The sequence below is a fragment of the Luteimonas sp. Soil_C_16 genome (assembly GCF_057657295.1).
Map to the genome: position 1 here is coordinate 99885 of NZ_JBDGIS010000004.1, position 22288 is coordinate 122172.

The 22288-nt window shown below is 67.9% G+C and carries 19 protein-coding genes; 14 read left to right on the plus strand and 5 right to left on the minus strand.

The features are described from left to right. Positions 1-102 precede the first annotated feature (102 nt). A complete protein-coding gene (locus tag AC3A5T_RS09135; protein ID WP_487628295.1) occupies positions 103-2262 on the plus strand; it encodes a CHASE domain-containing protein in 2160 nt (719 codons plus the stop codon). A 36-nt stretch (positions 2263-2298) separates the two neighbouring features. Here AC3A5T_RS09135 and smpB read toward each other — a convergent pair whose 3' ends face one another. Further along, positions 2299-2799: an SsrA-binding protein SmpB gene (gene smpB, locus AC3A5T_RS09140; protein WP_159681861.1), complete on the minus strand. Its 501-nt coding sequence runs from the start codon at positions 2797-2799 to the stop codon at positions 2299-2301. Positions 2800-2837: 38 nt separating this feature from the next. Here smpB and AC3A5T_RS09145 point away from each other — a divergent pair, with 38 nt between their 5' ends. Further along, positions 2838-3272 (plus strand): type II toxin-antitoxin system RatA family toxin, encoded by a 435-nt coding sequence (locus AC3A5T_RS09145; protein WP_487628296.1) that lies wholly within the window; start codon positions 2838-2840, stop codon positions 3270-3272. Then, positions 3269-3547, plus strand: coding sequence for an RnfH family protein (locus AC3A5T_RS09150; RefSeq protein WP_487628297.1), 279 nt, complete (start codon positions 3269-3271; stop codon positions 3545-3547). The genes AC3A5T_RS09145 and AC3A5T_RS09150 overlap by 4 nt, the downstream gene beginning before the upstream one ends. A 20-nt stretch (positions 3548-3567) precedes the next feature. On the opposite strand, the gene AC3A5T_RS09155 is transcribed toward AC3A5T_RS09150, so the two are convergent. Next, entirely contained in the window at positions 3568-3954 is a 387-nt protein-coding gene (locus AC3A5T_RS09155) for an outer membrane protein assembly factor BamE (RefSeq protein WP_332077182.1), read from the minus strand. Positions 3955-4087: 133 nt separating this feature from the next. On the opposite strand from AC3A5T_RS09155, the gene fur reads away from it, so the two are divergent. Continuing rightward, positions 4088-4492, plus strand: coding sequence for a ferric iron uptake transcriptional regulator (gene fur, locus AC3A5T_RS09160; RefSeq protein WP_232115395.1), 405 nt, complete (start codon positions 4088-4090; stop codon positions 4490-4492). A gap of 36 nt (positions 4493-4528) precedes the next feature. Here fur and AC3A5T_RS09165 read toward each other — a convergent pair whose 3' ends face one another. Further along, a complete protein-coding gene (locus tag AC3A5T_RS09165; protein ID WP_487628298.1) occupies positions 4529-4924 on the minus strand; it encodes a GFA family protein in 396 nt (131 codons plus the stop codon). 4 nt (positions 4925-4928) lie between these two features. After that, a complete protein-coding gene (recN, locus tag AC3A5T_RS09170; RefSeq protein ID WP_487628299.1) occupies positions 4929-6596 on the minus strand; it encodes a DNA repair protein RecN in 1668 nt (555 codons plus the stop codon). Positions 6597-6742: 146 nt separating this feature from the next. Between recN and hrcA the strand changes: the two genes are divergently transcribed. The 4 genes from hrcA (at position 6743) to dnaJ (ending at position 11704) form a co-directional block, all read left to right on the plus strand. Further along, on the plus strand, positions 6743-7783 hold the full coding sequence (hrcA, locus tag AC3A5T_RS09175; RefSeq protein ID WP_487628300.1) for a heat-inducible transcriptional repressor HrcA: 1041 nt from the start codon (positions 6743-6745) through the stop codon (positions 7781-7783). 64 nt (positions 7784-7847) lie between these two features. Further along, the gene (gene grpE, locus AC3A5T_RS09180) at positions 7848-8378 is read left to right on the plus strand and encodes a nucleotide exchange factor GrpE (RefSeq protein ID WP_487628301.1); all 531 of its coding nucleotides are present in this window, start codon (positions 7848-7850) and stop codon (positions 8376-8378) included. 133 nt (positions 8379-8511) lie between these two features. Further along, a complete protein-coding gene (gene dnaK, locus AC3A5T_RS09185; RefSeq protein WP_487628302.1) occupies positions 8512-10428 on the plus strand; it encodes a molecular chaperone DnaK in 1917 nt (638 codons plus the stop codon). A 139-nt stretch (positions 10429-10567) separates the two neighbouring features. Beyond that, on the plus strand, positions 10568-11704 hold the full coding sequence (dnaJ, locus tag AC3A5T_RS09190) for a molecular chaperone DnaJ (protein ID WP_487628303.1): 1137 nt from the start codon (positions 10568-10570) through the stop codon (positions 11702-11704). Between the two features lie 1124 nt (positions 11705-12828). On the opposite strand, the gene AC3A5T_RS09195 is transcribed toward dnaJ, so the two are convergent. Next, entirely contained in the window at positions 12829-13590 is a 762-nt protein-coding gene (locus AC3A5T_RS09195) for a 3-oxoacyl-ACP reductase (RefSeq protein ID WP_487628304.1), read from the minus strand. A gap of 189 nt (positions 13591-13779) precedes the next feature. Between AC3A5T_RS09195 and dapB the strand changes: the two genes are divergently transcribed. The 6 genes from dapB to recJ all read left to right on the plus strand — a co-directional run bounded on the left by dapB (position 13780) and on the right by recJ (position 22245). Further along, entirely contained in the window at positions 13780-14505 is a 726-nt protein-coding gene (dapB, locus tag AC3A5T_RS09200; RefSeq protein ID WP_487628305.1) for a 4-hydroxy-tetrahydrodipicolinate reductase, read from the plus strand. A 151-nt stretch (positions 14506-14656) separates the two neighbouring features. Continuing rightward, positions 14657-15793, plus strand: coding sequence for a glutamine-hydrolyzing carbamoyl-phosphate synthase small subunit (gene carA, locus AC3A5T_RS09205; protein WP_487628306.1), 1137 nt, complete (start codon positions 14657-14659; stop codon positions 15791-15793). A 1-nt stretch (position 15794) separates the two neighbouring features. Then, positions 15795-19064: a carbamoyl-phosphate synthase large subunit gene (gene carB, locus AC3A5T_RS09210; protein WP_487628307.1), complete on the plus strand. Its 3270-nt coding sequence runs from the start codon at positions 15795-15797 to the stop codon at positions 19062-19064. Positions 19065-19089: 25 nt separating this feature from the next. Next, positions 19090-19554 carry a transcription elongation factor GreA gene (gene greA / locus AC3A5T_RS09215; protein ID WP_465074692.1) on the plus strand — a complete coding sequence of 155 codons (465 nt, stop codon included), beginning with the start codon at positions 19090-19092 and terminating at the stop codon, positions 19552-19554. Positions 19555-19558: 4 nt separating this feature from the next. Further along, on the plus strand, positions 19559-20518 hold the full coding sequence (locus tag AC3A5T_RS09220; RefSeq protein WP_487628308.1) for a phosphoglycerate mutase: 960 nt from the start codon (positions 19559-19561) through the stop codon (positions 20516-20518). Next, a complete protein-coding gene (recJ, locus tag AC3A5T_RS09225; RefSeq protein ID WP_487628309.1) occupies positions 20515-22245 on the plus strand; it encodes a single-stranded-DNA-specific exonuclease RecJ in 1731 nt (576 codons plus the stop codon). Before AC3A5T_RS09220 ends, recJ begins: the two co-directional genes overlap by 4 nt. Positions 22246-22288: the final 43 nt, after the last annotated feature.

Below are 22288 nucleotides of genomic sequence, written 5' to 3' on the forward strand. Positions count from 1 at the left end.
ACCGGGCCTTCGGGCCCGGTTTTTTTTGGTCGATGCGTGCGCGCTCGTTATGCTGTCGTGATGGCCGCGTCCACGCCACATCCGCCCGTCCCGCCTACACGTGTGCAGTCCGCCTGGCGGTTGCGCCGGAGCCATGTGCTCGCCGGTCTCGTCTTGCTGGGCTCGCTGTTGATGGTGGCGCTGTATGCGCGAGGCGCCGGGGAGCGCGAGCGCCGACTGGCGGAGGCGAGTTTCATCGCCGACGCCGACCAGTTGGCCGAAACCGTGCGCCAGCGGCTGCTGCAGTACGAGCTCAGCATCCGCGGCGGCGTGGCGCTGCACAGCGCGGCGGTGGAAACGCCGACCGCACGGCAGTGGCGCGGCTATGTCGAAGGTCTGGATGTCCGCCGCCAGTTGCCCGGCATGATGGGGATCGGCTACGTCGCCTATCTCGATCCGCGCTCGCTGGCCGAACTGCAGTTGCGTCAGCGTGCGGCGGGCGAGGGCCTGTTCTCGGTGACGCCGCGTGGCGTGCGACCGCATTACGGCGCGATCCTCTATTTCGAGCCCGAGATCGACTCCAGTCGACTCGCCATCGGCTATGACCAGTACAGCGATCCGACCCGCCGCGCCGCGATGGACGCGGCGCGCGACAGCGGCGAAGTGCGGTTGAGTGCGCCGGTGCGCCTGCGCCAGTACGGGCGCGAGGGGCAGGCGGGTGTACTGCTGTTCGCGGCGGTGTATCGCACCGCGCGGCTGCCGGTGTCGCAGGCCGGTCGCGAGAACGCACTGGTGGGCTGGGTATACGCGCCGTTCCGCACCGCGGAGTTCATCGACCGCTCGATGATCGCCGTGGACCGCAATCTGGCGTTCCGCATCGTCGACGTCAGCAATGGCGCGGAGACGCCGCTGCTGGCCTCCAAGGGCTGGGTCGACGACCCGTCGGGCGATACCCGCGTGCTGCACACCGTGACCCAGCAGCTTTACGGCCGCAGCTGGCGCTACGACTTCCAGCACGTCGGCCCGCTCACGTCCGCCGGCATGCGCGAACTACAGGCCACGCTCATCGCAGGCGTGGTCGCATCGCTGTTGCTGTTCGCGGTGGTGATGACGCTGGCGCAGACCCAGTCCCGCGCCGAGACGCTCGCGCACCGGCTCAGCGATTCGTACCGGCGCAGCGAACAACGTTTCCGCAATGCGATGCAGTACTCGGCGATCGGCATGGTGCTGCTCGATCGCAACGGGGCGATTCTCGAAAGCAATCCGGCGATGGCCGAGATCGCCGGCGTCAGCCAGGCGACGTTGAACGGCACGCTGATCGCGAGCTACTTCGCGGATGCGCACGACGACGTCACGCGTACGCAGGAGATGCAGGCCCTGCGCGAAGGCGTACATCGCAGCACGCGCAGGCTGCGACGCCACGATGGCGACATCCGCGAGGTGCATCTGGCCTCGACCCTCATGCCCGGCGACGACGGCAGTGACGTCGCGCGGCTGGTGCAGGTCGACGACGTGACCGAGCGCCTGCGCGCGGAGGCGCAGGTGCATGCGCTCAACCGCACGCTGGAGTCACGCGTCGAACAGCGCACGCGCGAACTCACCCAGGCCAATCACGAGCTCGAATCCTTCGCCTACATCGTCTCGCACGACCTGCGTGCGCCGCTGCGCAGCATCGACGGGTTCGGCCGCATCCTCGCCGAGCGCTACCACGCGATCATCGATGCACAGGGGCAGGATTACCTGGCGCGCGTGCGCAACGCGGCTTCGCGCATGGATGAGCTGATCGATGCACTGCTGAAGATGTCGCGGATCAGCCGCGGCGAGTTCAAGCGTGCGCCGCTCGACCTCACGCGCATAGCGGGTGATGTGCTGTCGGAACTGCGGCAGACCGAACCCGGCCGCGAGGTCGCGGTGCGCATCGCGCCGGGCCTGCAGGCCGACGGCGATCCCGCGCTGGTGCGCAACCTGCTCGAGAACCTGCTGGGCAACGCCTGGAAGTTCACCGCGAACACCGCGCGCGCGACGATCGAGTTCGGTGTCGAGCCGGGTGGCGTGTTCTACGTCGCCGACAACGGCGCCGGGTTCAACGCCGACTACGCGGGCAAGCTGTTCCGCCCGTTCCAGCGTCTGCATCGCGACGACGAGTTCAAGGGCCACGGCGTGGGGCTGGCCTCGGTGCGGCGCATCGTCGAGCGCCACGGCGGCACGATCGACGCCACCGGGCGACCCGATGGCGGTGCGACGTTCCGCTTCACGCTGGCGTCGGTCGCGCAGCGACGCTGATCAATCGCGCGTCCTCATGCGCGCGACTTCGAGGGATCAGGCGTTCTTGTTGTGGGCCCGCATCGCGCGCTGCTTGTCGCGCGCCCAGTCGCGATCCCGCGCGACGTCACGCTTGTCGTGGCTCTGCTTGCCCTTCGCCAGCACCACCTCGGCCTTGACCTTGTTGCCCTTCCAGTACAGCGCAGTGGGCACCACGGTGTAGCCGTCGCGCTGTACGCGGCCGATCAGCGTGTCGATCTCGCGCCGGTGCAACAGCAGCTTGCGCGTGCGATGCGGATCGGCGATCACGTGCGACGAGGCCTGGCTGAGCGGCGTGATCTGCGCGCCGATCAGGAACAGCTCATTGTGCAGCACCATCGCGTAGCTTTCGCCGATGATCGCGCGGCCCGCGCGGATCGCCTTCAGCTCCCAGCCCTGCAGCGCCAGGCCCGCTTCGAAGCGGTCTTCGAAGTAGTACTCATGGCGCGCGCGCTTGTTCAGCGCGATGGTGCCCGTGCTGTTTGCCTTATCCTTGTCCTTGCCGCTCTTCTTGCTCATCCGTCCATTGTCCCTGAAGCAGGTCCCCCAGGCGAGTCATGCCCAAGATCGAACGTAGTGCCCTCGTCGGGCAACCCGCCGAGCGCATGTACGCGCTGGTCAACGATGTCGCCGCCTATCCCCGCCGCTTCGCCTGGTGCGATGCCGCGGAGATCCAGGAGGCGACCAAATCGCGCATGGTCGCGCGTCTGGATCTGGGCCTCGGTGCACTGCGCACCTGGTTCACGACCGAGAATACGTTGTCGCCACCCGACACCATCGACATGCAGCTGCGCGACGGTCCATTCAAGTCGCTGCACGGCCGCTGGACCTTCCGGACGCTCGGCGACGGGGCCTGCAAGGTCACGCTGCTGCTCGAATTCGAACCCAAGAGCCGCTTGATGCTGCCCGCGCTCACCCTCGGTTTCAAAGGCCTCGCCGACCGCATGGTCGACGATTTCGTGCGGGTGGCCGAACACGAGACCGCTGCGTGAAAGCGGTACGCGTGGTCCGGGCCCGGCCCGGGCACCACGATGACTGGACACTGCATCTGGAAGATGCGACGACCGTCGCCGATGCGATCGATGTCATGCGCCGGACCGCACCGACCGCGCTCGATGCGGTCGCCGGCTATGCGGTGTTCGGTGTCAGGGTGCAGCCATCGACGCTGCTGCGCGATGGCGATCGGCTTGAACTGCTCGAAGCGCTGCAGGTCGATCCGAAGGATGCGCGCCGACGCCGCGCGGCGGCGAGTCGCGGCGAGGGCTGAACCTGCGGACCAGCGTCCGGTCAGCGGCGCTGGTTGCCCTTCTCGCGCGGCAGATTGCCGAACTTGCGCATCTCCGCGGCCAGTTCCTCGTCGCGCTTCGGGAAGTACTCGCCTTCCCAGCGTGCGAGCTGGTCGTTCTCGAAGAACAGGGTGAAGTTCTTCACTTCGGTCCGGCCACGACGGTCCACGCGCTGCGAGGCGGTGTAGTCCCAACGCTGGTGGTGGAAGGGGTCGGCGATCGACGGCGTGCCCAGCAGCGCCTCGACCTGCGCCTTGCCCATTCCGACCTGCAGCTGCTCGACCGCAGCGCCGTCGATCAGGTTGCCCTGGTAGATCGGCTGCTTGTACAGCAGGCCGCAACCACTGATGGCGAGGGCGAGAACCGGAACGAGAAGAAGCTTGTGCATGTCGTGGGTGACGGCCTGGAATGACCGGCCGATGATACACTGCGGGCCACGCCGCAACCGCGATCCAGGCAGCTGGCGTTCAACCGCCAGTGGTATGCCGGCCCGTTTTTCGTCGGCCCGTCCGGAGACACTCATGGAATCGCTCGACCTGCGCAAGGCCGGCCTGAAAGTCACCCATCCGCGGATGCGGATCCTGCAGTTGCTCGAGCAGCGCACGCCGCGCCAGCACCTGACCGCTGAAGCTATCTACCGCCAGCTGCTGGAGCAGGGCGACGAGATCGGCCTGGCCACCGTCTACCGCGTCCTGACCCAGTTCGAGGCCGCCGGTCTCGTGCTCAAGCACAACTTCGAAGGCGGCCACGCCGTCTATGAACTCGACCGAGGTGGACACCACGACCACATGGTCGACGTGGACAGCGGCAAGATCATCGAGTTCGAGAGCGCCGAGATCGAGGAACTGCAGCGGCAGATCGCCGACCAGTACGGCTACATCCTCGAAGAACACTCGCTGGTGCTCTACGTCCGCAAGAAGCGCTGACGCATCCCGGGCCGGCCGCCGCTCCGTGCGCGGTGGTCAGTATTCGTGGCGCATGTCCTCGCCGAGCGTCAGCCAGGCGTGCATGCGTTCTTCGTAATACGAGACGTCCGGAGCGGGAAATGTAGGATCGGCGAACGCGCCGACCGGAATCGCGACCAGGTCGGGCATCGCGTCCACGACGTAGAACACCGTCGATCCGCACTGCGGGCAGAACGATGCGCGCATGCGACCGCCGCTGTCGCCGATACGTATGTATTCGCCGTGCGTGCCGTGCACCTGCGTGGCCGCAGCCGGGAACCGTGCCTGCACGCCGAACGCGCTGCCAGTGCGACGCTGGCAGTCCAGGCAATGGCAGACGGATACGCGCACCGGCGCGCCGGACACGTCGATCCGCAACTGACCGCAGGCGCAACGGGCCGTGCGCGGGTCCATCGCGTCAGACCATGCCCTGCAGCAGCTTGCGGGCCGCGGCCCGCGCTTCCTTGCTGACGTCGACGCCGCCGAGCATGCGTGCGAGTTCCTCGGTGCGCTCGCCGGTATCGAGCAGGCTGACCCGGCTTTCGGTGGCGCCCTCGGCGCTGGATTTGTGCACGCGGTAATGCGTGTGGCCCTTCGAGGCCACCTGCGGCAGATGGGTCACGCACAGCACCTGACGGCTTTCGCCAAGTGCACGCAGCTTGCGGCCGACGATGTCGGCAACCGCGCCGCCGATGCCCGAATCGACTTCGTCGAACACCATCGTCGGCACGGCGTCGTGGCCGAGCGCGGCGACTTCGATCGCCAGCGAGATGCGTGACAGTTCGCCGCCGGACGCGACTTTGCGCAGCGCACGCGGCGGCTGACCGGCGTTGGCCGACACCATGAATTCCACGCGCTCGGCGCCCTGTGGATCGGGCCGCGTGGTCTCGACCGGTTCGATCGCGACCTCGAACACGCCGCCGCCCATGCCCAGCTCGTGGATCAATGCAGTGGTCGCGCTCGACAGCGCCTTGGCCGCCTTGCGGCGCGCCGCGCCCAGGCGGTCGGCGGCGGTGCGCCAGCGGCCCATCGCGGCTTCGATCTCGCCGTCGAGCTGTTTCAGGCGTTCGCCGGCGCCATCGAGTTGATCGCGTTCGCCGGCGAGGCGCGTCTGCACGTCGATGAGTTCTTCCGGCGTCACCCGATGCTTGCGCGCGAGTTCGTGCAGGCGGCCGAGGCGCTGTTCCAGCGTCTCCAACTGCTCGGGATCGATGTCCAGATCGTCGCGGACCTGGCCCAGCAGCAATGTGGCCTCGTCGAGCTGGATCGCGGCGGCGTCGAGCATCGCGTCGACCTCGCCCAGCCGCGGCTCGTGCGCGCGCATCCGCGCCAGATCGTGACGCAGCGCCTGCAGCGCCTGCGGCAGGCCGAGATCATCGTCGCCGCGCATGCGCTCGAGCGCCGCATCGCAGGTCTGGATCAGGCCGGCCGCGTTCGCGTGCCGGCGATGGCTGGCGAACAGATCGGCCACCGCATCGGCGGCGAGCGCTTCACCGTCGAGTTCGTCGAGCTGGTGCTGCAGCCAGTCGCGGCGCTCGGCGACATCGCCGATGCCGACCAGCGCATCGCGCTCTTCGTGCAGCGCACGCCAGGTCTGCGCGGTCGCGCGCACTTCGGTGAGTAGTGCGCCATTGCCGGCCTGGGCATCGAGCAGCGCGAGCTGGCTGCCGCGGGCGAGCAGGGCCTGGTGTTCGTGCTGGCCGTGGATCTCCACCAGATGCCCGGCCAGTTCGCCGAGCTGGGTGATCGTCGCCGGCCGGCCGTTGATCCAGGCACGCGAGCCGCCATCGGCGCGCAGGGTGCGGCGCAGCTGGCAGGTGTCACCATCATCGAGTTCATGTTCGCGCAGCCAGCGCAGCGCGGGCGCGGCATCGTCGAGCGTGAACTCGGCATGCAGTTCGGCGCGTTCGGCGCCATGGCGCACGATGCCGCTGTCGGCGCGTTGGCCCGACAGGAAGCCCAGCGCATCGACCAGCAGGGATTTGCCGGCGCCGGTTTCGCCTGAGATGACGGTCAGGCCGGCGCCGAACTCCAGATCCGACTGGCTGGCGACGGCGAAATTGCGGATGGCGAGATGGGTCAGCATGGGTGCGGATTGTGCCTTGAGGCGTTGCGGGCGAGTAGATCGGCGAGAGGATCTGCATTCGACGGTGCGCTGAATACCGCGCGTCCGTCTCACGGCCGGAGAATGCGGCGCTTGCATCGCCCACAGGCGCACCGTATACCGCCCGCATGTCATCCGATCCCCGCCACCCGCTCGATCCGCGCGCCAGACAGCTGTTGCGCACGCTGATCTCGCGGCACATCCAGGACGGCGGTCCGGTCGGATCGCAGACCCTGGCCCGGCATGCGGGCCTCGATGTCAGCGCGGCGACGATCCGCAACATCCTGTCGGATCTGGAAGACGCCGGTTTGCTGGCCTCGCCGCACACCTCCGCCGGCCGGGTGCCGACCGCGCAGGGATATCGCGTGTTCGTCGACTCGCTGCTGCAGGTCAAACCGCTGCGCGCGCAGGAGATGGAGCGGCTGCGGGGGGAGCTGGGCGGCGGCGGGCAGCAGTCGCTGCTCGGCAGCGCGTCGGAACTGGTGTCGGCGATGACCCACTTCGTCGGCGTCGTGTCCGTGCCGCGACGCGAGCAACTGGCCTTCCGGCACATCGACTTCGTGGCGCTCGATGGCCAGCGGGTCATGGCGATCATCATCTTCGCCGACCATGAAGTGCAGAACCGCATCCTCCAGACCCGCCGCAGCTTCGAGCCCGCGGAGCTGGAACGCGTAGCCAACTATCTCAACCAGCAGTTCGCCGGGCGCCCGCTGGGCGACATCCGCGCGGCGCTGGTGGAGGAGTTGCGCAACGCCCGCGACGAGATGGAGGCGCTGCTGTCGCAGACCATGGAACTCGCCGAACAGGCGCTGGTGCCCGGCGACGACGACATGCTGCTGGCCGGGCAGAACCGGCTGATCGGCGTGCAGGACCTGTCCGATCTCGACCGCCTGCGCGAACTGTTCGAGGCCTTCGCCCGCAAGCGCGAGATCCTGCAGCTGCTCGAACGCACGATCCGCGCGCCGGGCGTGCGCATCTTCATCGGTGAAGAAACCGGCCTGGCGCCGCTGGAAGGCATGTCGCTGGTGACCGCGCCCTATGGCGCCGGGGGCCGCACGCTGGGCGTGCTGGGCGTGATCGGGCCGACGCGCATGGCCTACGAGCGGGTGATCCCGGTGGTGCAGGCGACCGCGGCCGTGCTCGGCGCCGCGCTGCAGCCTGAACCTTGAATCGCCGAGGGGCGGCCCCATAGCTGGTGCCGTCGGCGGCCAGACGACCGCCCCGGAACCCGACATGACCCAGCAGCACGATTCGCAGTCCCCCGATTTCCACGAGACCGACGGCCCGGACGTGGCCTCGGTCGAGCAGCAACTGGCCGACCAGGTCGAGCGCCTGACCGGCGAGCTCGAACAGCTCCGCGCGCAGGTGCTGCTCGAACGCGCCGATCTCGAGAACCAGCGCAAGCGTCTGGCCCGTGAGGTCGAGAGCGCGCGCCGCTTCGCCAACGAGCGTCTGCTGGCCGCGCTGGTGCCGGTGTTCGATGCGCTGGAGGCCGGCCTCGCCAATGCCTCGGATACCGATCCGCTGCGCAGCGGCGTCGAGCTCACGCTGCGCGAGCTGACCAAGGCGACCGAGTCCAACGGTCTGGCCACGCTGGCGCCGGCGCCGGGCGACGTGTTCAACCCCGAGCACCACCAGGCGATGAGCATCGTCGAGGTGCCTGGCGTGGCGCCGGGCGCGGTGGCCCAGGTCTTCCAGAAGGGCTACCTGCTCAACGAGCGCCTGTTGCGGCCGGCCATGGTCGTCGTCGCCAAGGCTGACTGAACGTCCCGAGCCCCGGCCCGACCCCCAATTCCGATACGTCGCACCGCTTGAACGCTGTGTTGCGTGTCCCCAGATCACGGTCATCGACGGCCCCGGCCGTCACCCAGACACACATCTTTCAGAGGAAGCAGCAATGGCAAAGATCATCGGCATCGACCTCGGCACGACGAACTCGTGCGTGGCGATCATGGACGGCGGCAAGGCCAAGGTCATCGAGAACAGCGAGGGCGATCGCACCACGCCGTCGATCGTCGCCTACACCAAGGACGGCGAAGTGCTGGTGGGCGCGTCGGCCAAGCGTCAGGCCGTGACCAATCCCAACAACACCTTCTTCGCAGTCAAGCGTCTGATCGGCCGCAAGTTCAAGGATGCCGAGGTCCAGAAGGACATCGGCCTGGTGCCGTACAAGATCCTCGAGCACGACAATGGCGACGCCTGGGTGTCGACCAGCGACGGCAAGCGCCTGTCCGCGCAGGAAGTCTCCGCGCGCATCCTCGAGAAGATGAAGAAGACCGCCGAGGATTACCTGGGCGAGAAGGTCACCGAAGCCGTGATCACGGTGCCGGCCTACTTCAACGACAGCCAGCGCCAGGCGACCAAGGACGCCGGCCGCATCGCCGGTCTCGACGTCAAGCGCATCATCAACGAGCCGACCGCGGCCGCACTGGCCTATGGCCTCGACAAGTCCGGCGGCGACCGCAAGATCGCCGTGTACGACCTCGGCGGCGGCACCTTCGACGTGTCGATCATCGAGATCGCCGAAGTCGACGGCGAGAAGCAGTTCGAAGTGCTGGCCACCAACGGCGACACCTTCCTCGGCGGCGAAGACTTCGACGCGCGCGTCATCGATTACCTGGTCGAAGAGTTCAACAAGGACCAGGGCATCGACCTGCGCAAGGATCCGTTGGCGCTGCAGCGTCTGAAGGATGCGGCCGAGCGCGCGAAGATCGAGCTCTCCAGCTCGCAGCAGACCGAAGTGAACCTGCCGTACGTCACGGCCGATGCCTCGGGCCCGAAACACCTCAACATCAAGCTGACCCGCGCCAAGCTCGAGTCGCTGGTCGAAGAGCTCGTGCGCAAGACCATCGAGCCCTGCCGCACCGCGCTTAACGATGCCGGCCTGCGCGCGTCCGACATCAACGAGGTGATCCTCGTCGGTGGCCAGACCCGCATGCCCAAGGTGCAGGCGGCGGTCGCCGAGTTCTTCGGCAAGGAACCGCGCAAGGACGTGAACCCCGACGAGGCCGTGGCGATCGGCGCGGCGGTGCAGGGCGGCGTGCTGGCCGGTGACGTCAAGGACGTGCTGCTGCTCGACGTGACCCCGCTGAGCCTCGGCATCGAGACCCTGGGCGGTGTGTTCACCAAGATCATCGAGAAGAACACCACGATCCCGACCAAGGCCTCGCAGACGTTCTCCACCGCCGACGACAACCAGTCGGCCGTGACCGTGCACGTGCTGCAGGGCGAGCGCGAGCAGGCCCGCTTCAACAAGTCGCTGGCCCGCTTCGATCTCACCGGCATCGACGCCGCGCCGCGCGGCATGCCGCAGGTCGAGGTGTCGTTCGACATCGACGCCAACGGCATCCTCCACGTGTCGGCCAAGGACAAGAAGACCAATAAGGAACAGAAGGTCGAGATCAAGGCCGGTTCGGGCCTGTCGGACGACGAGATCGCCCGGATGGTCGCCGACGCCGAAGCGCACCGCGAAGACGACAAGAAGTTCCAGGAACTCGTCGGCGCGCGCAACCAGGCCGATGCGCTGGTGCACGCCACGCGCAGCGCGATCAAGGACAACGGCGACAAGGTGCCGGGCGACGTGATCGGCAACGCGGAAGCCGCGATCGCCGAAGTCGAAACCGCGATGAAGGGCGACGACAAGGCGCAGATCGAAGCCAAGTCCAAGCACCTCGAAGAGGTCGCGCAGCAGCTGTTCGCAGCCGCCGGCGCGGCCGGGCAGGGCGACGCCGGCGCGGCTTCGGGCGATGCGCGGAAGTCCGACGACGTCGTCGATGCCGAGTTCACCGAGGTCAAGGACGACGAGAAGAAGTAAGTCGGTACCGCCGCGGCCCCGCCGCGGCGTTTCGGCCGGAACCCCGGCATCGCGCGCGCTTGGGGCGCGGTGGTGTCGGGCGACCGGCTTCCGTTTTTAACGAGACCGTCGCCGCGACGGTCCCTGCGACCGGTTTTCCATGAGCAAACGCGATTACTACGAAGTGCTGGGCGTCACCCGCAGCGCGACCGAAGACGAACTGAAGAAGGCCTATCGCCGTTGCGCGATGAAGTATCACCCTGACCGCAATCCCGGCGACGCGAGTGCCGAGGCTGCGTTCAAGGAGTGCAAGGAGGCCTACGAGGTCCTGTCGGATGGCGGCAAGCGGCGCATGTACGACCAGCATGGACATGCCGCGTTCGAGCACGGCATGGGCGGCGGCAATGCCGGCCCGGGCTTCGGCGGCGGCGCCGACATGGGCGACATCTTCGGTGACATCTTCGGCAACATTTTCGGCGGGGGCGGCGGTCGCGGCGGTCCGCGTCGTGGCGCCGACATCGGTTACGTGATGGAGCTCGACCTCGAGGACGCAGTGGCCGGTGTCGAGAAGCGTGTTGAACTGCCGACGCTCGCCGGTTGCGACGACTGTGACGGCAGCGGCTCGGAAGACGGCAAGCGCGAGACCTGTTCGACCTGCGCCGGTCGCGGTCAGGTGCGGATGCAGCGGGGCATCTTCACGATGCAGCAGGCGTGCCCCCATTGCGGCGGCCAGGGGCAGATCATCGCCAACCCGTGCAAGACCTGCCACGGCGCCGGTCGCGTGGAGGAAGAGAAGGTGTTGTCGGTGAAGGTGCCTGCGGGCGTCGACACCGGCGACCGCATCCGTCTCGCCGGCGAGGGCGAGGCCGGTCCCGCCGGTTCGCCGCCGGGCGATCTGTACGTCGAAGTGCGCGTGCGACCGCATGCGATCTTCCTGCGCGACGGTGACGACCTGCATTGCGAAGTGCCGGTGCGGATCTCGCAGGCCGCGCTGGGGGACATCGTGCGCGTGCCCACGCTCGGCGGGGAAGCGGAGATCCGCGTGCCCGCCGAGACGCAGACCGGCAAGGTGTTCCGCCTGCGCGACAAGGGCGTCAAGTCGGTGCGCAGCCGCAGCCCCGGCGATCTGTACTGCAAGGTCGTCGTCGAGACGCCGGTCAATCTGACCAAGGAGCAGCGGGAGTTGCTGGCGCAGTTCGAGACCACCTTCACCGGTGAGAACGCACACCGGCACTCGCCGAAGTCCAGCACCTTCATGGACGGGGTGAAGGGCTTCTGGGATCGCATGACATCCTGAGTCCTGCGATTGTTCGATCGACCCGCCCGGCCCTGCGCCGGGCGTTGTCGTTTCTGCGGTCGACACAGGGTTTCCGGTAGCGGAGGCAGCTTCCCGGGTGTGCGGCGCAACATGCTGCGGTGATCCACAGAAGGTGTGGATCAACTGTCGACAAAGCTGTGGATAAGCAGCCCAAGTGCGCGTTTGCATTGGGCGACGGCACGCTGGTCATGTCGTCGCCACTGTGACGCCGCGCACATGGACCGGGCGCAGTGGCCGAGCGGCTCGATCCCGGCCGTGGCGGGCTTCGTGGCACAGGACCGCGCGAAAACGCTTGACGTCAGCGCCGGATGCGCCTAGCCGGTCTGCTGTCCACATCCGGTGTGGATGGACTGTGGGTCAAGGTGTGGATAAGCGTGTCGAACGGCGCCGTCTCCGGGCGCGGACATCGTGGTGATTTTCTGGTCAGGCGCGCGGTGCGGGCCTGTTTGCGTGCTTGACCTGCGCACGCGGTGGTGTAGTCGCGTGTGGTCGGCACCCTGCCAGTTCGCCGCCGGATCCCAGCGCTTCGCGTATGGGCGGAAAAGCTCGCCGGAATCGGGTCGGCTGACATCGATGGCGGTCGCCAATCGTCGCAGCGTACAGGCCCGTCGAAGGGATTGACCCGCGTGCATCCGTCGCGTAGCGACGCGGTTCTCCACAGCGCATGTGGACCGTCTGACGACAAGGTTGTGGATAAGCATCACGCGCTGCGCTGCGACGGCTCTGGAAAAACGTGGTGATTTGTTCGCCACCTGCCTGCACGTGTGCGGACACGGCGCTTGACCCGCGCACGCGCTTCGTCATCGCGGAGCGCGGTGCCCGATCGCACGCATGGCTCGACCGCATGCGAGATGGAGTCGCGCTTGACCGGCCCGCGACGACCGGCTAGCCGGCCGGTCATCCACAGTGCTTGTGGATGATTCGATGACAAGTCTGTGGGTAAGCGCCATGAAGCCGGCCATGGCGCAACGCGCACGACGCTGGTCATTGTTTGACCAGTGCAGCGAAGGGGGTTCAAGACGCCGCTTGACCCGCGCATCGTGATCCGCATGCGCAACGTGCGCGCGCCAAGCGCCGGTTCGAGATCGGCGCGGATGGAACACTCAGTCGCGTACGAGGCCACCGTCGACGACGAGGTTCTGCCCGGTGACCGCGCGCGACCACGGCGAGGCGAAGAACAGCACCGCGTCGGCGAACTCGGCCGGCGTGGTCACGCTGCGCAGTGGCGTATTCGCGGCGATGTAGTCGAACACCGCCTCGGGTGTCGCTGCGCTGGCGTCGGTGGTGCGCAGCAGGCCGCCGGACAGCATGTTGACAGTGATGCCGTCCGGGCCGAGATCGCCTGCGAGCGTGCGGGTCAACGAGAGCAGTGCGGCCTTCGCGGCCGTGTAGTCGTGATACGGCACCACCGGGTTCTGGAACAGGTTGGTGCCGATGTTGATGACGCGTCCGAAGGCGTGGGCGCGCATGCCCGGCAGTGCGGCCTGCACGGTGTTCAGCGCACCGCGCACGCTGCCTTCGAACTGCGTGGCGAATGCCGGCCAGTCGATCGTGTCGGCTTTCGCGCGTGCATCGCCGTCGAACGCGAAATCGACCAGCGCATTGTTGACGACGGTGGTGATGTCGGCACCGAAGTGTGCGCGCGCTTGCGCATGGAGCGCGTCGACCTGTACGCGGTCGGTGACGTCGGCCTGCAGCGCGATCGCACGCGTCCCGATCTGCGCGGCCAGCGCCTCGGCCGCCTCGCGGCTGCGCCGGTAGTTGACGATCACACGCGCACCTTCGCGGGCGAACGCAAGGGAGATCTCGCGGCCGAGGCCTCGGCCTGCGCCGGTGACGAGGACGATCTGTTCGAACAACTGCATGACGGGACTCGCGGCACGGGGGCCGTCAGCGTAGCGCCCGCCTGCGCGGACCGCCGAAGTCTTGCGCGCGACCGCTTCCCGTCGAAGCACGCGCCGCTAGAATGCGGACATGAGCATCCTTGGCCCGCAGTCCACTCCGTCCATCGTCCCGCAACGCGGGCGCCGCACCCGTGCCATGGAGCCGCGGGCATGAGCACGCGACCGCGGATTCTCGTGCACGGCGCGTCGGGTCGCATGGGCCAGGCGTTGCTGCGGCTGGCGGCGGGACGCGAGGATCTCGACATCGTCGCCGCGGTGTCGGGGCGCGCGCCGAAACAGCGGGTCATCGACGGCGTGCCGTATTTTGGTGCGTCCGAACTCGGCGGCGCGCCGACCTTCGACGTCGCCATCGATTTCAGTCTGCCGGGCGGGTTCGATCCGCTGCTCGCGCTGTGCCTCAAACGCGGCGCAGCGCTGGTCTCGGGCACCACCGGCCTCGATGACGCGCAACGCGCCGCTCTCGATGCGGCCGCGGCGACGATTCCGGTGCTCTGGGCATCGAACTTCAGTCTGGGTGTCGCGGTGCTCGAAGATCTGGTTGCGCGCGCGGCCGCGGTGCTGCCGGGCTGGGACTGCGACATCGTCGAGTCGCACCATATGCGCAAGCTCGATGCGCCATCGGGCACCGCACTGACGCTGGGCGAAGCCGCAGCGGGGCAGGGCGCGACGCCGCACTACGCCTCGATCCGCGCGGGCGACATCGTCGGCGAGCATCTGGTGCAGTTCACCAGCGTGGGCGAGCGCATCGAGCTGGTGCACCGGGCGACGAACCGCGACATTTTCGCCAGTGGCGCGCTGCACGTGGCGGCGCGTCTGGCCGGCCGTGCGCCGCGCCGTTACGCCATTGCCGACCTGCTGGGCGACGCTGCGGCCTGATTTCCGCGCCCGTATCACTGAACGCATCCGTCACATCGCTGGCGCGGGACGGGGTGCATCGGTACAATTCTCGCTCGCCTGAACCCCAAACCTCCGGACCGGTTTCCACCGCTCTGGCGGTTTCCTGCAACCTGACGTAGGCGAAGACCTCGTGACAGATTCCGCAATTCTCGTCCTTGAAGACGGCACCGTGTTCGAGGGCGTTTCCGTGGGCGCCCCCGGGCTTTCCGTCGGTGAAGTGGTGTTCAACACCGCGATGACCGGCTACCAGGAAGTGCTGAGCGATCCCTCGTACGCGCGCCAGTTGGTGACGCTGACCTATCCGCATATCGGCAATACCGGCTGCACCGACCAGGACGACGAAGCGTCTAAGGTCTGGGCGTCGGGCCTCATCGTGCGCAACGTGCCGCGCCGTCCGAGCAGCTGGCGCAGCCAGGTGTCGTTGCCCGAGTGGCTGCGCGCACGTGGCATCGTCGCCATCTCCGAAATCGATACCCGCAAGCTGACGCGCCTGCTGCGCGACCGCGGTTCGATGAACGGTGCGGTGATGGCCGGCGACGTGAATGTCGAACAGGCGCTCGAGGCCGCGCGCAAGTTCCCGGGCCTCAAGGGCATGGATCTGGCGAAGGTCGTCAGCACGACCGAGCGCTACAGCTGGACCGATGGCCAGCTCGATCTCGACCGCAACGCCTTCGTCACCGCGCCTGCGAAGTTCAAGGTCGTGGCCTACGACTACGGGGTGAAGACCAACATCCTGCGCATGCTGGCCGAGCGCGGCTGCGAACTGACGGTGGTGCCGGCGCAGACGCCCGCCGCCGAAGTGCTGGCGATGAAGCCCGATGGCGTGTTCCTGTCGAACGGCCCCGGCGATCCGGAACCCTGCGATTACGCGGTCGACGCGATCCGCAGTTTCATAGACGCCAAGGTGCCGACGTTCGGCATCTGCCTCGGCCACCAGCTGCTGGCGCTCGCCGCCGGCGCGAAGACGCTGAAGATGCCGCACGGGCATCACGGTGCGAACCACCCGGTGCAGGATCTGGATTCGGGCAAGGTCCTGATCACCTCGCAGAACCACGGCTTCGCCGTCGACGAGGCCTCGCTGCCGGCCAATGTGCGCGTGACCCATCGCTCGCTGTTCGATGGCACCAACCAGGGCATCGCGCTCACCGATGCGCCTGCTTTCAGCTTCCAGGGTCATCCGGAAGCCTCGCCCGGTCCCCACGATGTCGCGCCGCTGTTCGATCGGTTCGTCGCGTCGATGCACAACAAGAACGCCGAGAGCCGCTGACATGCCAAAGCGCACTGATATCCAGACCATCCTCATCATCGGCGCCGGTCCGATCGTCATCGGCCAGGCCTGCGAGTTCGATTACTCCGGCGCGCAGGCGTGCAAGGCGCTGCGCGACGAGGGCTATCGCGTGGTGCTGGTCAACAGCAATCCCGCGACGATCATGACCGATCCGGAAATGGCCGACGCGGTCTACATCGAGCCGATCAACTGGCAGACGGTCGAGAAGATCATCGCCAAGGAAAAGCCCGACGCGCTGCTGCCGACGATGGGCGGCCAGACCGCGCTCAACTGCGCGCTCGATCTCGCCGATCACGGCGTGCTCGAGAAGTACGGCGTCGAGCTGATCGGCGCCAAGCGCGAAGCGATCCGCATGGCCGAAGACCGCGAGCTGTTCCGCGTGGCGATGGGCGAGATCGATCTCGAATGCCCGCGCGCCGAAGTGGCGCACACGCTCGAGGAAGCGATCGACATCCAGACGCGCGTCGGCTATCCGACGATCATCCGTCCGAGCTTCACGCTCGGCGGTTCGGGCGGCGGCATCGCCTACAACCGCGAGGAACTGGTCGACATCGTGACCCGAGGTCTCGAGCTGTCGCCGACCACCGAAGTGCTGGTCGAGGAATCGGTGCTGGGCTGGAAGGAATTCGAGATGGAAGTGGTCCGCGACACCGCGGACAACTGCATCATCGTCTGCTCGATCGAGAACCTCGATCCGATGGGCGTGCACACCGGTGACTCGATCACCGTCGCGCCGGCGCAGACGCTGACCGACAAGGAATACCAGCGCCTGCGTAATGCGTCGGTCGCGGTGCTGCGCAAGATCGGCGTCGACACCGGCGGCTCGAACGTGCAGTTCGGCATCAATCCGAAGGACGGCCGCGTGGTCGTCATCGAGATGAATCCGCGCGTGTCGCGCTCGTCGGCGCTGGCGTCGAAGGCGACCGGTTTCCCGATCGCCAAGGTTGCGGCCAAGCTCGCCGTCGGTTACACGCTCGACGAACTCAAGAACGAGATCACCGGTGGCAAGACCCCGGCCTCGTTCGAGCCGTCGATCGATTACGTGGTCACCAAGATTCCGCGCTTCGCCTTCGAGAAGTTCCCGCAGGCAGATGCGCGCCTGACGACGCAGATGAAGTCGGTCGGCGAAGTCATGGCGATGGGCCGCACCTTCCAGGAGTCGATGCAGAAGGCGCTGCGCGGCCTGGAAACGGGCAAGGTCGGTTTCGATCCCACCGGCCTGGATCTGACCGACGAAGACGACATGGCGACGCTGCGCCGCGAAGTGCGCGAGCCGGGGCCCGAGCGTCTGTTCTATCTGGCCGATGCGTTCCGTGCCGGCTTGTCGGTCGAGGACGTCTACGCGCTGTCGTACGTCGACCACTGGTTCCTCGACCAGATCGAAGAGCTGATCACGACCGAGGCCGAAGTCGCCGCTGCCGGCATCGATGCGCTCGACAAGGCGCGCGTGCGTGCGCTCAAGCGCATGGGCTTCTCCGATGCGCGTCTGTCGCAGCTGCTGGGCACCGACGAGCAGGCGATCCGTGCGCTGCGCCGCGCGTTCGGCGTGCGCCCGGTCTACAAGCGCGTCGACTCCTGCGCGGCCGAGTTCGCCACCGATACCGCGTACCTGTATTCGACCTACGAGGACGAATGCGAGGCGCAGCCGACCGGCCGCGACAAGATCATGGTGCTCGGCGGCGGTCCCAACCGCATCGGCCAGGGCATCGAGTTCGACTACTGCTGCGTGCACGCAGCGCTCGCCCTGCGCGAGGACGGGTACGAGACCATCATGGTCAACTGCAACCCGGAAACCGTGTCGACCGACTACGACACCTCCGATCGTCTGTACTTCGAGCCGCTGACCCTCGAAGACGTGCTGGAGATCGTCGAAGTCGAGAAGCCCAAGGGCGTGATCGTGCAGTACGGCGGTCAGACCCCGCTCAAGCTCGCCCGTGCGCTCGAAGCCAACGGCGTGCCGATCATCGGTACCTCGCCGGACTCGATCGATCTGGCCGAGGACCGCGAGCGCTTCCAGAAGCTGGTCGACGAGCTGGGCCTCAAGCAGCCGCCGAACCGCACCGCGCGCAACCCCGAGGAAGCGCTGGTGCTGGCGCGCGAGATCGGCTATCCGCTGGTCGTGCGTCCGAGCTACGTGCTCGGTGGCCGCGCGATGGAAGTGGTGCACGCCGACAGCGACCTCGCGCGCTACATGCGCGACGCGGTCAAGGTCTCGAACGACTCGCCGGTACTGCTCGACCGCTTCCTCGACAACGCGGTCGAGGTCGACATCGACGTCATCGCCGATCGTGAAGGCAACGTGCTGATCGGTGGCGTCATGGAACACATCGAGGAAGCCGGCGTGCATTCGGGCGATTCCTCGTGTTCGTTGCCGCCGTATTCGCTGTCGGCGGACGTGCAGGCGCGCCTGCGCGAGCAGGTCGTCGCGCTGGCGCGCAAGCTGAAAGTCATCGGCCTGATGAACACCCAGTTCGCGGTGCAGACCGACGACGACGGCAACGAGACGATCTTCCTGCTGGAAGTGAACCCGCGCGCCTCGCGCACGGTGCCGTTCGTGTCCAAGGCGATCGGCATGCCGCTGGCCAAGATCTCGGCGCGTTGCATGGCCGGCAAGACGCTGGCCGAGCAGGGCGCGACCACCGAAATCGTGCCCGAGTACTTCTCGGTCAAGGAAGCGATCTTCCCGTTCGCGAAGTTCCAGGGCGTCGACCCGATCCTCGGCCCGGAGATGCGCTCCACGGGTGAGGTCATGGGCGTGGGCGAGAGCTTCGGCGCGGCGTTCGCACGCGCGCAGGAAGCGGCGAGCATCAAGACGCCGCCGACCAGCGGCAAGGTGTTCGTGTCCGTGCGCGATCCCGACAAGAAGCGCGTGCTGCCTGTCGCCCGCGACATCATCGCGCGCGGCTACACGATCGTCGCGACCGCCGGCACCGCCAAGTGGCTGCGCGAACACGACATCGCCTGCGAACAGATCAACAAGGTCGTCGAAGGCCGTCCGCACGTCGTCGACCTGATCAAGAACGGCGAGATCGCGTATATCGTCAACACGACCGAGGGCAAGCAGGCGATCTCCGACTCGTTCTCGATCCGTCGCGAGGCCCTGCAGCACCGGGTGACGTATTCGACCACCGTTGCCGGCGCCAAGGCCCTGCTGCATTCTCTGGAATTCCGCGGCAGCGGCCCGGTCTGGGCGCTGCAGGAACTGCACGCGCGCCTCCAGGGCGGCGCGGCAGCCACTTCAACGAACTGACGGAGGCACGCCCATGCGCGCACCCATGACCCTGCGCGGCGCCCAGCGCCTGCGCGAAGAGCTCGAAGAACTGAAGTCGGTCAAGCGACCGGCGGTGATCGAGGCGATCTCCGAAGCGCGTGCACACGGCGATCTCAAGGAGAACGCCGAGTACCACGCCGCGCGCGAGCAGCAGAGCTTCATCGAAGGTCGCATCAAGCAGCTCGAGGGCGAGCTGTCCCATGCGGATCTGATCGACGTGGCCAAGCTCAACGCCGGCGACAAGGTGGTGTTCGGTGCGACCGTCGTCATCGCCGATACCGAGACCGACGAAGAGAAGCGCTACCAGATCGTCGGCGACCTCGAAGCCGACATCAAGAAGGGACTGATCGCGATTTCCTCGCCGGTCGCCCGCGCGATGATCGGCAAGCACGAGGGCGACAGCGTCAGCATCGATGCGCCCGGCGGCTCGCGCGAATACGACATCATCAGCGTCGAGTATCTCGGCTGAGCCGATGACGTCAGCCACCTTCCTGTTGCCCGCAGCCGCACGCTTCGGCGCGCAGCGCTGGCAACAGGATGTGTCGCGGGCGCTGGGACGTGCGGACGTCGCGTCGCTGGCGTCCGGCCGGCGTGCGCAGCTCGCGCGGCACATCGAACTGCCGGGCGGCACCTGGCCGCTTGCGGCCCTGTCGCGGCAGGTCGACGTCGGCGATGCCGACGCGGCCGGCAGCGCGTGGCTGCGCGCCGATCCCGCGTGGCTGCGCCCCGACATCAACGGTGTGCGTCTGATGGCGCATGGCGACACGCTGGGCCTGACCCGCGAGGACTGCGATGCACTGCTGCCGGCGCTGCAGCCGGTGTTCGGCGATGCCGGCTTCGCGCTCGACGCGCCCGATCCGGCCCGCTGGTATCTGCGTGTGCTGCGCGCGAGTCCCTTGCCCGAGTTTCTGGATCCGTCCGAAGCGCTGGGCACCGATCTCGCCGATCACGACGACGACAGCGCTCCCGCGCGCCGCTGGCGTGCGCTCGCGACGGAAGCGCAGATCATCCTGCACAACCATCCCTGGAATGCGCGCCGCGTCGCGGCCGGCAAGACGCCGGTCAACGCGCTGTGGTTCTGGGGCGGTGGCCCGCTGCCCGATGCGCGCGTGCACACGCGCAGCGCGCATGTACAGGTCCACACCGACGATCCCACGCTGCACGCACTCGCCGCGAGCGCGACCACGGTCGCGCCCCTGCCGCAGACGTTCCCGGAACCGTCTGAGGCGGCGCTGTTCGATCTGGTCGGCGAACGTGATCTGCGCCGCCTGCAGACGGACTGGTTGCAGCCGGCGCTCGCCGCACTGGCGCGCGGCCAGTTGCGCACGCTGACGATCGACGACGAAGACGGGCATGTGCTGACGCTGCGCCGCTGGCATCGTTTGCGCGTCTGGCGTCGTCCGCGGGTCGCGTCGCCGGCGGCGACGTCTTGAGCGCGCAGGCGCCGACGATCCGCCGCCGCGAGGCCGCGGTCGGCGAAGACTGGCCGTCGACCGTGCCGTCGCTGCTGCGGCGCATCTACGCCGCGCGCGGCGCGCATGATCTCGATGCCGCGCAGCCGAAACTCGCCGGCCTGCTGCCGCCCGATGCGCTGTCGAACATCGACGTCGCGACGGAACTGCTCGCCGACGCCATCCGCAAAGGCGAGCGCATTCTCGTGGTCGGCGATTTCGACTGCGATGGCGCGACGGCGTGCGCGGTGGCGGTGCGCGGGCTGCGCATGCTCGGCGCGCGCGACATCGTGCACGCGGTGCCCAACCGCATCACCCACGGCTACGGCCTGTCGCCGGCACTGGTCGAATCCTTGGCGCCCCTGGCGCCGTCGCTGCTGGTGACCGTCGATCACGGCATCGCCTGCCATGCCGGCATCGCCGCGGCGAAAGCGCTCGGCTGGCGCGTGCTGGTGACCGATCACCATCTGCCCGGTATCGAGCTCCCGCCGGCCGATGCGATTGTCAATCCGAACCTGCCGGGCGATACCTTCCCGAGCAAGATGCTGGCCGGCGTCGGCGTGATCTTCTACGTGCTGATGGCGCTGCGCGCGCGGCTGCGCGGGCAGGGCGATGCGCGCGCCGCGGATGCGGATCTGGGCAGCCTGCTCGATCTCGTCGCGGTGGGCACCGTCGCCGATCTGGTGCCGTTGGACGCGAATAACCGCGCACTCGTGTCCGCGGGCCTGCGCCGCCTGCGCGCACGCCGCGGCTGCGCCGGGCTCAATGCATTGATCGAGGTCGCCGGTCGCGATGCCGCGCGTCTGACCGCGGCCGACATCGGGTTCGCGGTCGGCCCGCGGATCAATGCCGCGGGCCGGCTCGAAGACATGGCGATCGGCATCGAATGCCTGCTCAGTGACGACGGTGCGCATGCGCGCGATCTCGCCGACACGCTGCACCAGATCAATGCCGAGCGCCGCGCGGTACAGCAGTCGATGCTCGACGACGCCGAAGCCGCCGTCGCCGGGCAGCCGCCGGTCGATCCGGCCAGCGCGGGTGTGTGCCTGTTCGACGCCGACTGGCATCCGGGTGTCGTCGGTCTGGTCGCGTCGAAGATGAAGGACGCGCTGCATCGACCAGTGATCGCCTTCGCGCCCGCGGAACCCGACAGCGACCAGCTGCGCGGTTCGGCGCGCTCGATCCCGGGGCTGCACATCCGCGACGTGCTCGCGGCGGTCGACGTCGCGCATCCGGGCCTCATCGAACGCTTCGGCGGGCATGCGATGGCGGTTGGACTCACGCTGCAGCGCGACCGCCTCGACGCGTTCACCGAAGCGTTCCGCGCGACGGTCGAACAGATGCTCGACCCGGCATTGCTGCGCGCCGAGATCCTCACCGACGGCGCCTTGCGCGGCGAGGAGTTCGACATCGTGCATGCCGCGCATCTGCGCGATGCCGGGCCGTGGGGGCAGGGCTTTCCCGAACCGCAGTTCGACGGGGAGTTCGCCGTCGTGGACTGGCGCGTGGTGGGGACCCGGCATCTGAAGATGACGCTGCGCCTCGACGGACATCCGAAGCCGCTGTCGGCGATCCATTTCGGCGGCTGGCGCGAGATCGCACCGTCGGCGCGCGAGCGGATCGTCTACCGGCTCGCACCCGACGACTATCGTGGCGGCGATGCGGTGCAGCTGGTCGTCGAACATCGCGAACCGCTCGGCGCCGTCTGACGCGATCGGTCCGTCACGTGCGGAATCGTGAATGCGGGTGCAG

Coding starts and splice junctions, on each gene's coding strand:
- AC3A5T_RS09145 (WP_487628296.1), top strand. CDS start 2,838: ATGCCCAAGATCGAACGTAGTGCCCTCGTCGGGCAACCCGCCGAGCGC.
- dapB (WP_487628305.1), top strand. CDS start 13,780: ATGAGCACGCGACCGCGGATTCTCGTGCACGGCGCGTCGGGTCGCATG.
- dnaJ (WP_487628303.1), top strand. CDS start 10,568: ATGAGCAAACGCGATTACTACGAAGTGCTGGGCGTCACCCGCAGCGCG.
- greA (WP_465074692.1), top strand. CDS start 19,090: ATGACCCTGCGCGGCGCCCAGCGCCTGCGCGAAGAGCTCGAAGAACTG.
- dnaK (WP_487628302.1), top strand. CDS start 8,512: ATGGCAAAGATCATCGGCATCGACCTCGGCACGACGAACTCGTGCGTG.
- AC3A5T_RS09165 (WP_487628298.1), bottom strand. CDS start 4,924: ATGGACCCGCGCACGGCCCGTTGCGCCTGCGGTCAGTTGCGGATCGAC.
- fur (WP_232115395.1), top strand. CDS start 4,088: ATGGAATCGCTCGACCTGCGCAAGGCCGGCCTGAAAGTCACCCATCCG.
- AC3A5T_RS09195 (WP_487628304.1), bottom strand. CDS start 13,590: ATGCAGTTGTTCGAACAGATCGTCCTCGTCACCGGCGCAGGCCGAGGC.
- grpE (WP_487628301.1), top strand. CDS start 7,848: ATGACCCAGCAGCACGATTCGCAGTCCCCCGATTTCCACGAGACCGAC.
- AC3A5T_RS09155 (WP_332077182.1), bottom strand. CDS start 3,954: ATGCACAAGCTTCTTCTCGTTCCGGTTCTCGCCCTCGCCATCAGTGGT.
- recN (WP_487628299.1), bottom strand. CDS start 6,596: ATGCTGACCCATCTCGCCATCCGCAATTTCGCCGTCGCCAGCCAGTCG.
- AC3A5T_RS09220 (WP_487628308.1), top strand. CDS start 19,559: ATGACGTCAGCCACCTTCCTGTTGCCCGCAGCCGCACGCTTCGGCGCG.
- carB (WP_487628307.1), top strand. CDS start 15,795: ATGCCAAAGCGCACTGATATCCAGACCATCCTCATCATCGGCGCCGGT.
- smpB (WP_159681861.1), bottom strand. CDS start 2,799: ATGAGCAAGAAGAGCGGCAAGGACAAGGATAAGGCAAACAGCACGGGC.
- hrcA (WP_487628300.1), top strand. CDS start 6,743: ATGTCATCCGATCCCCGCCACCCGCTCGATCCGCGCGCCAGACAGCTG.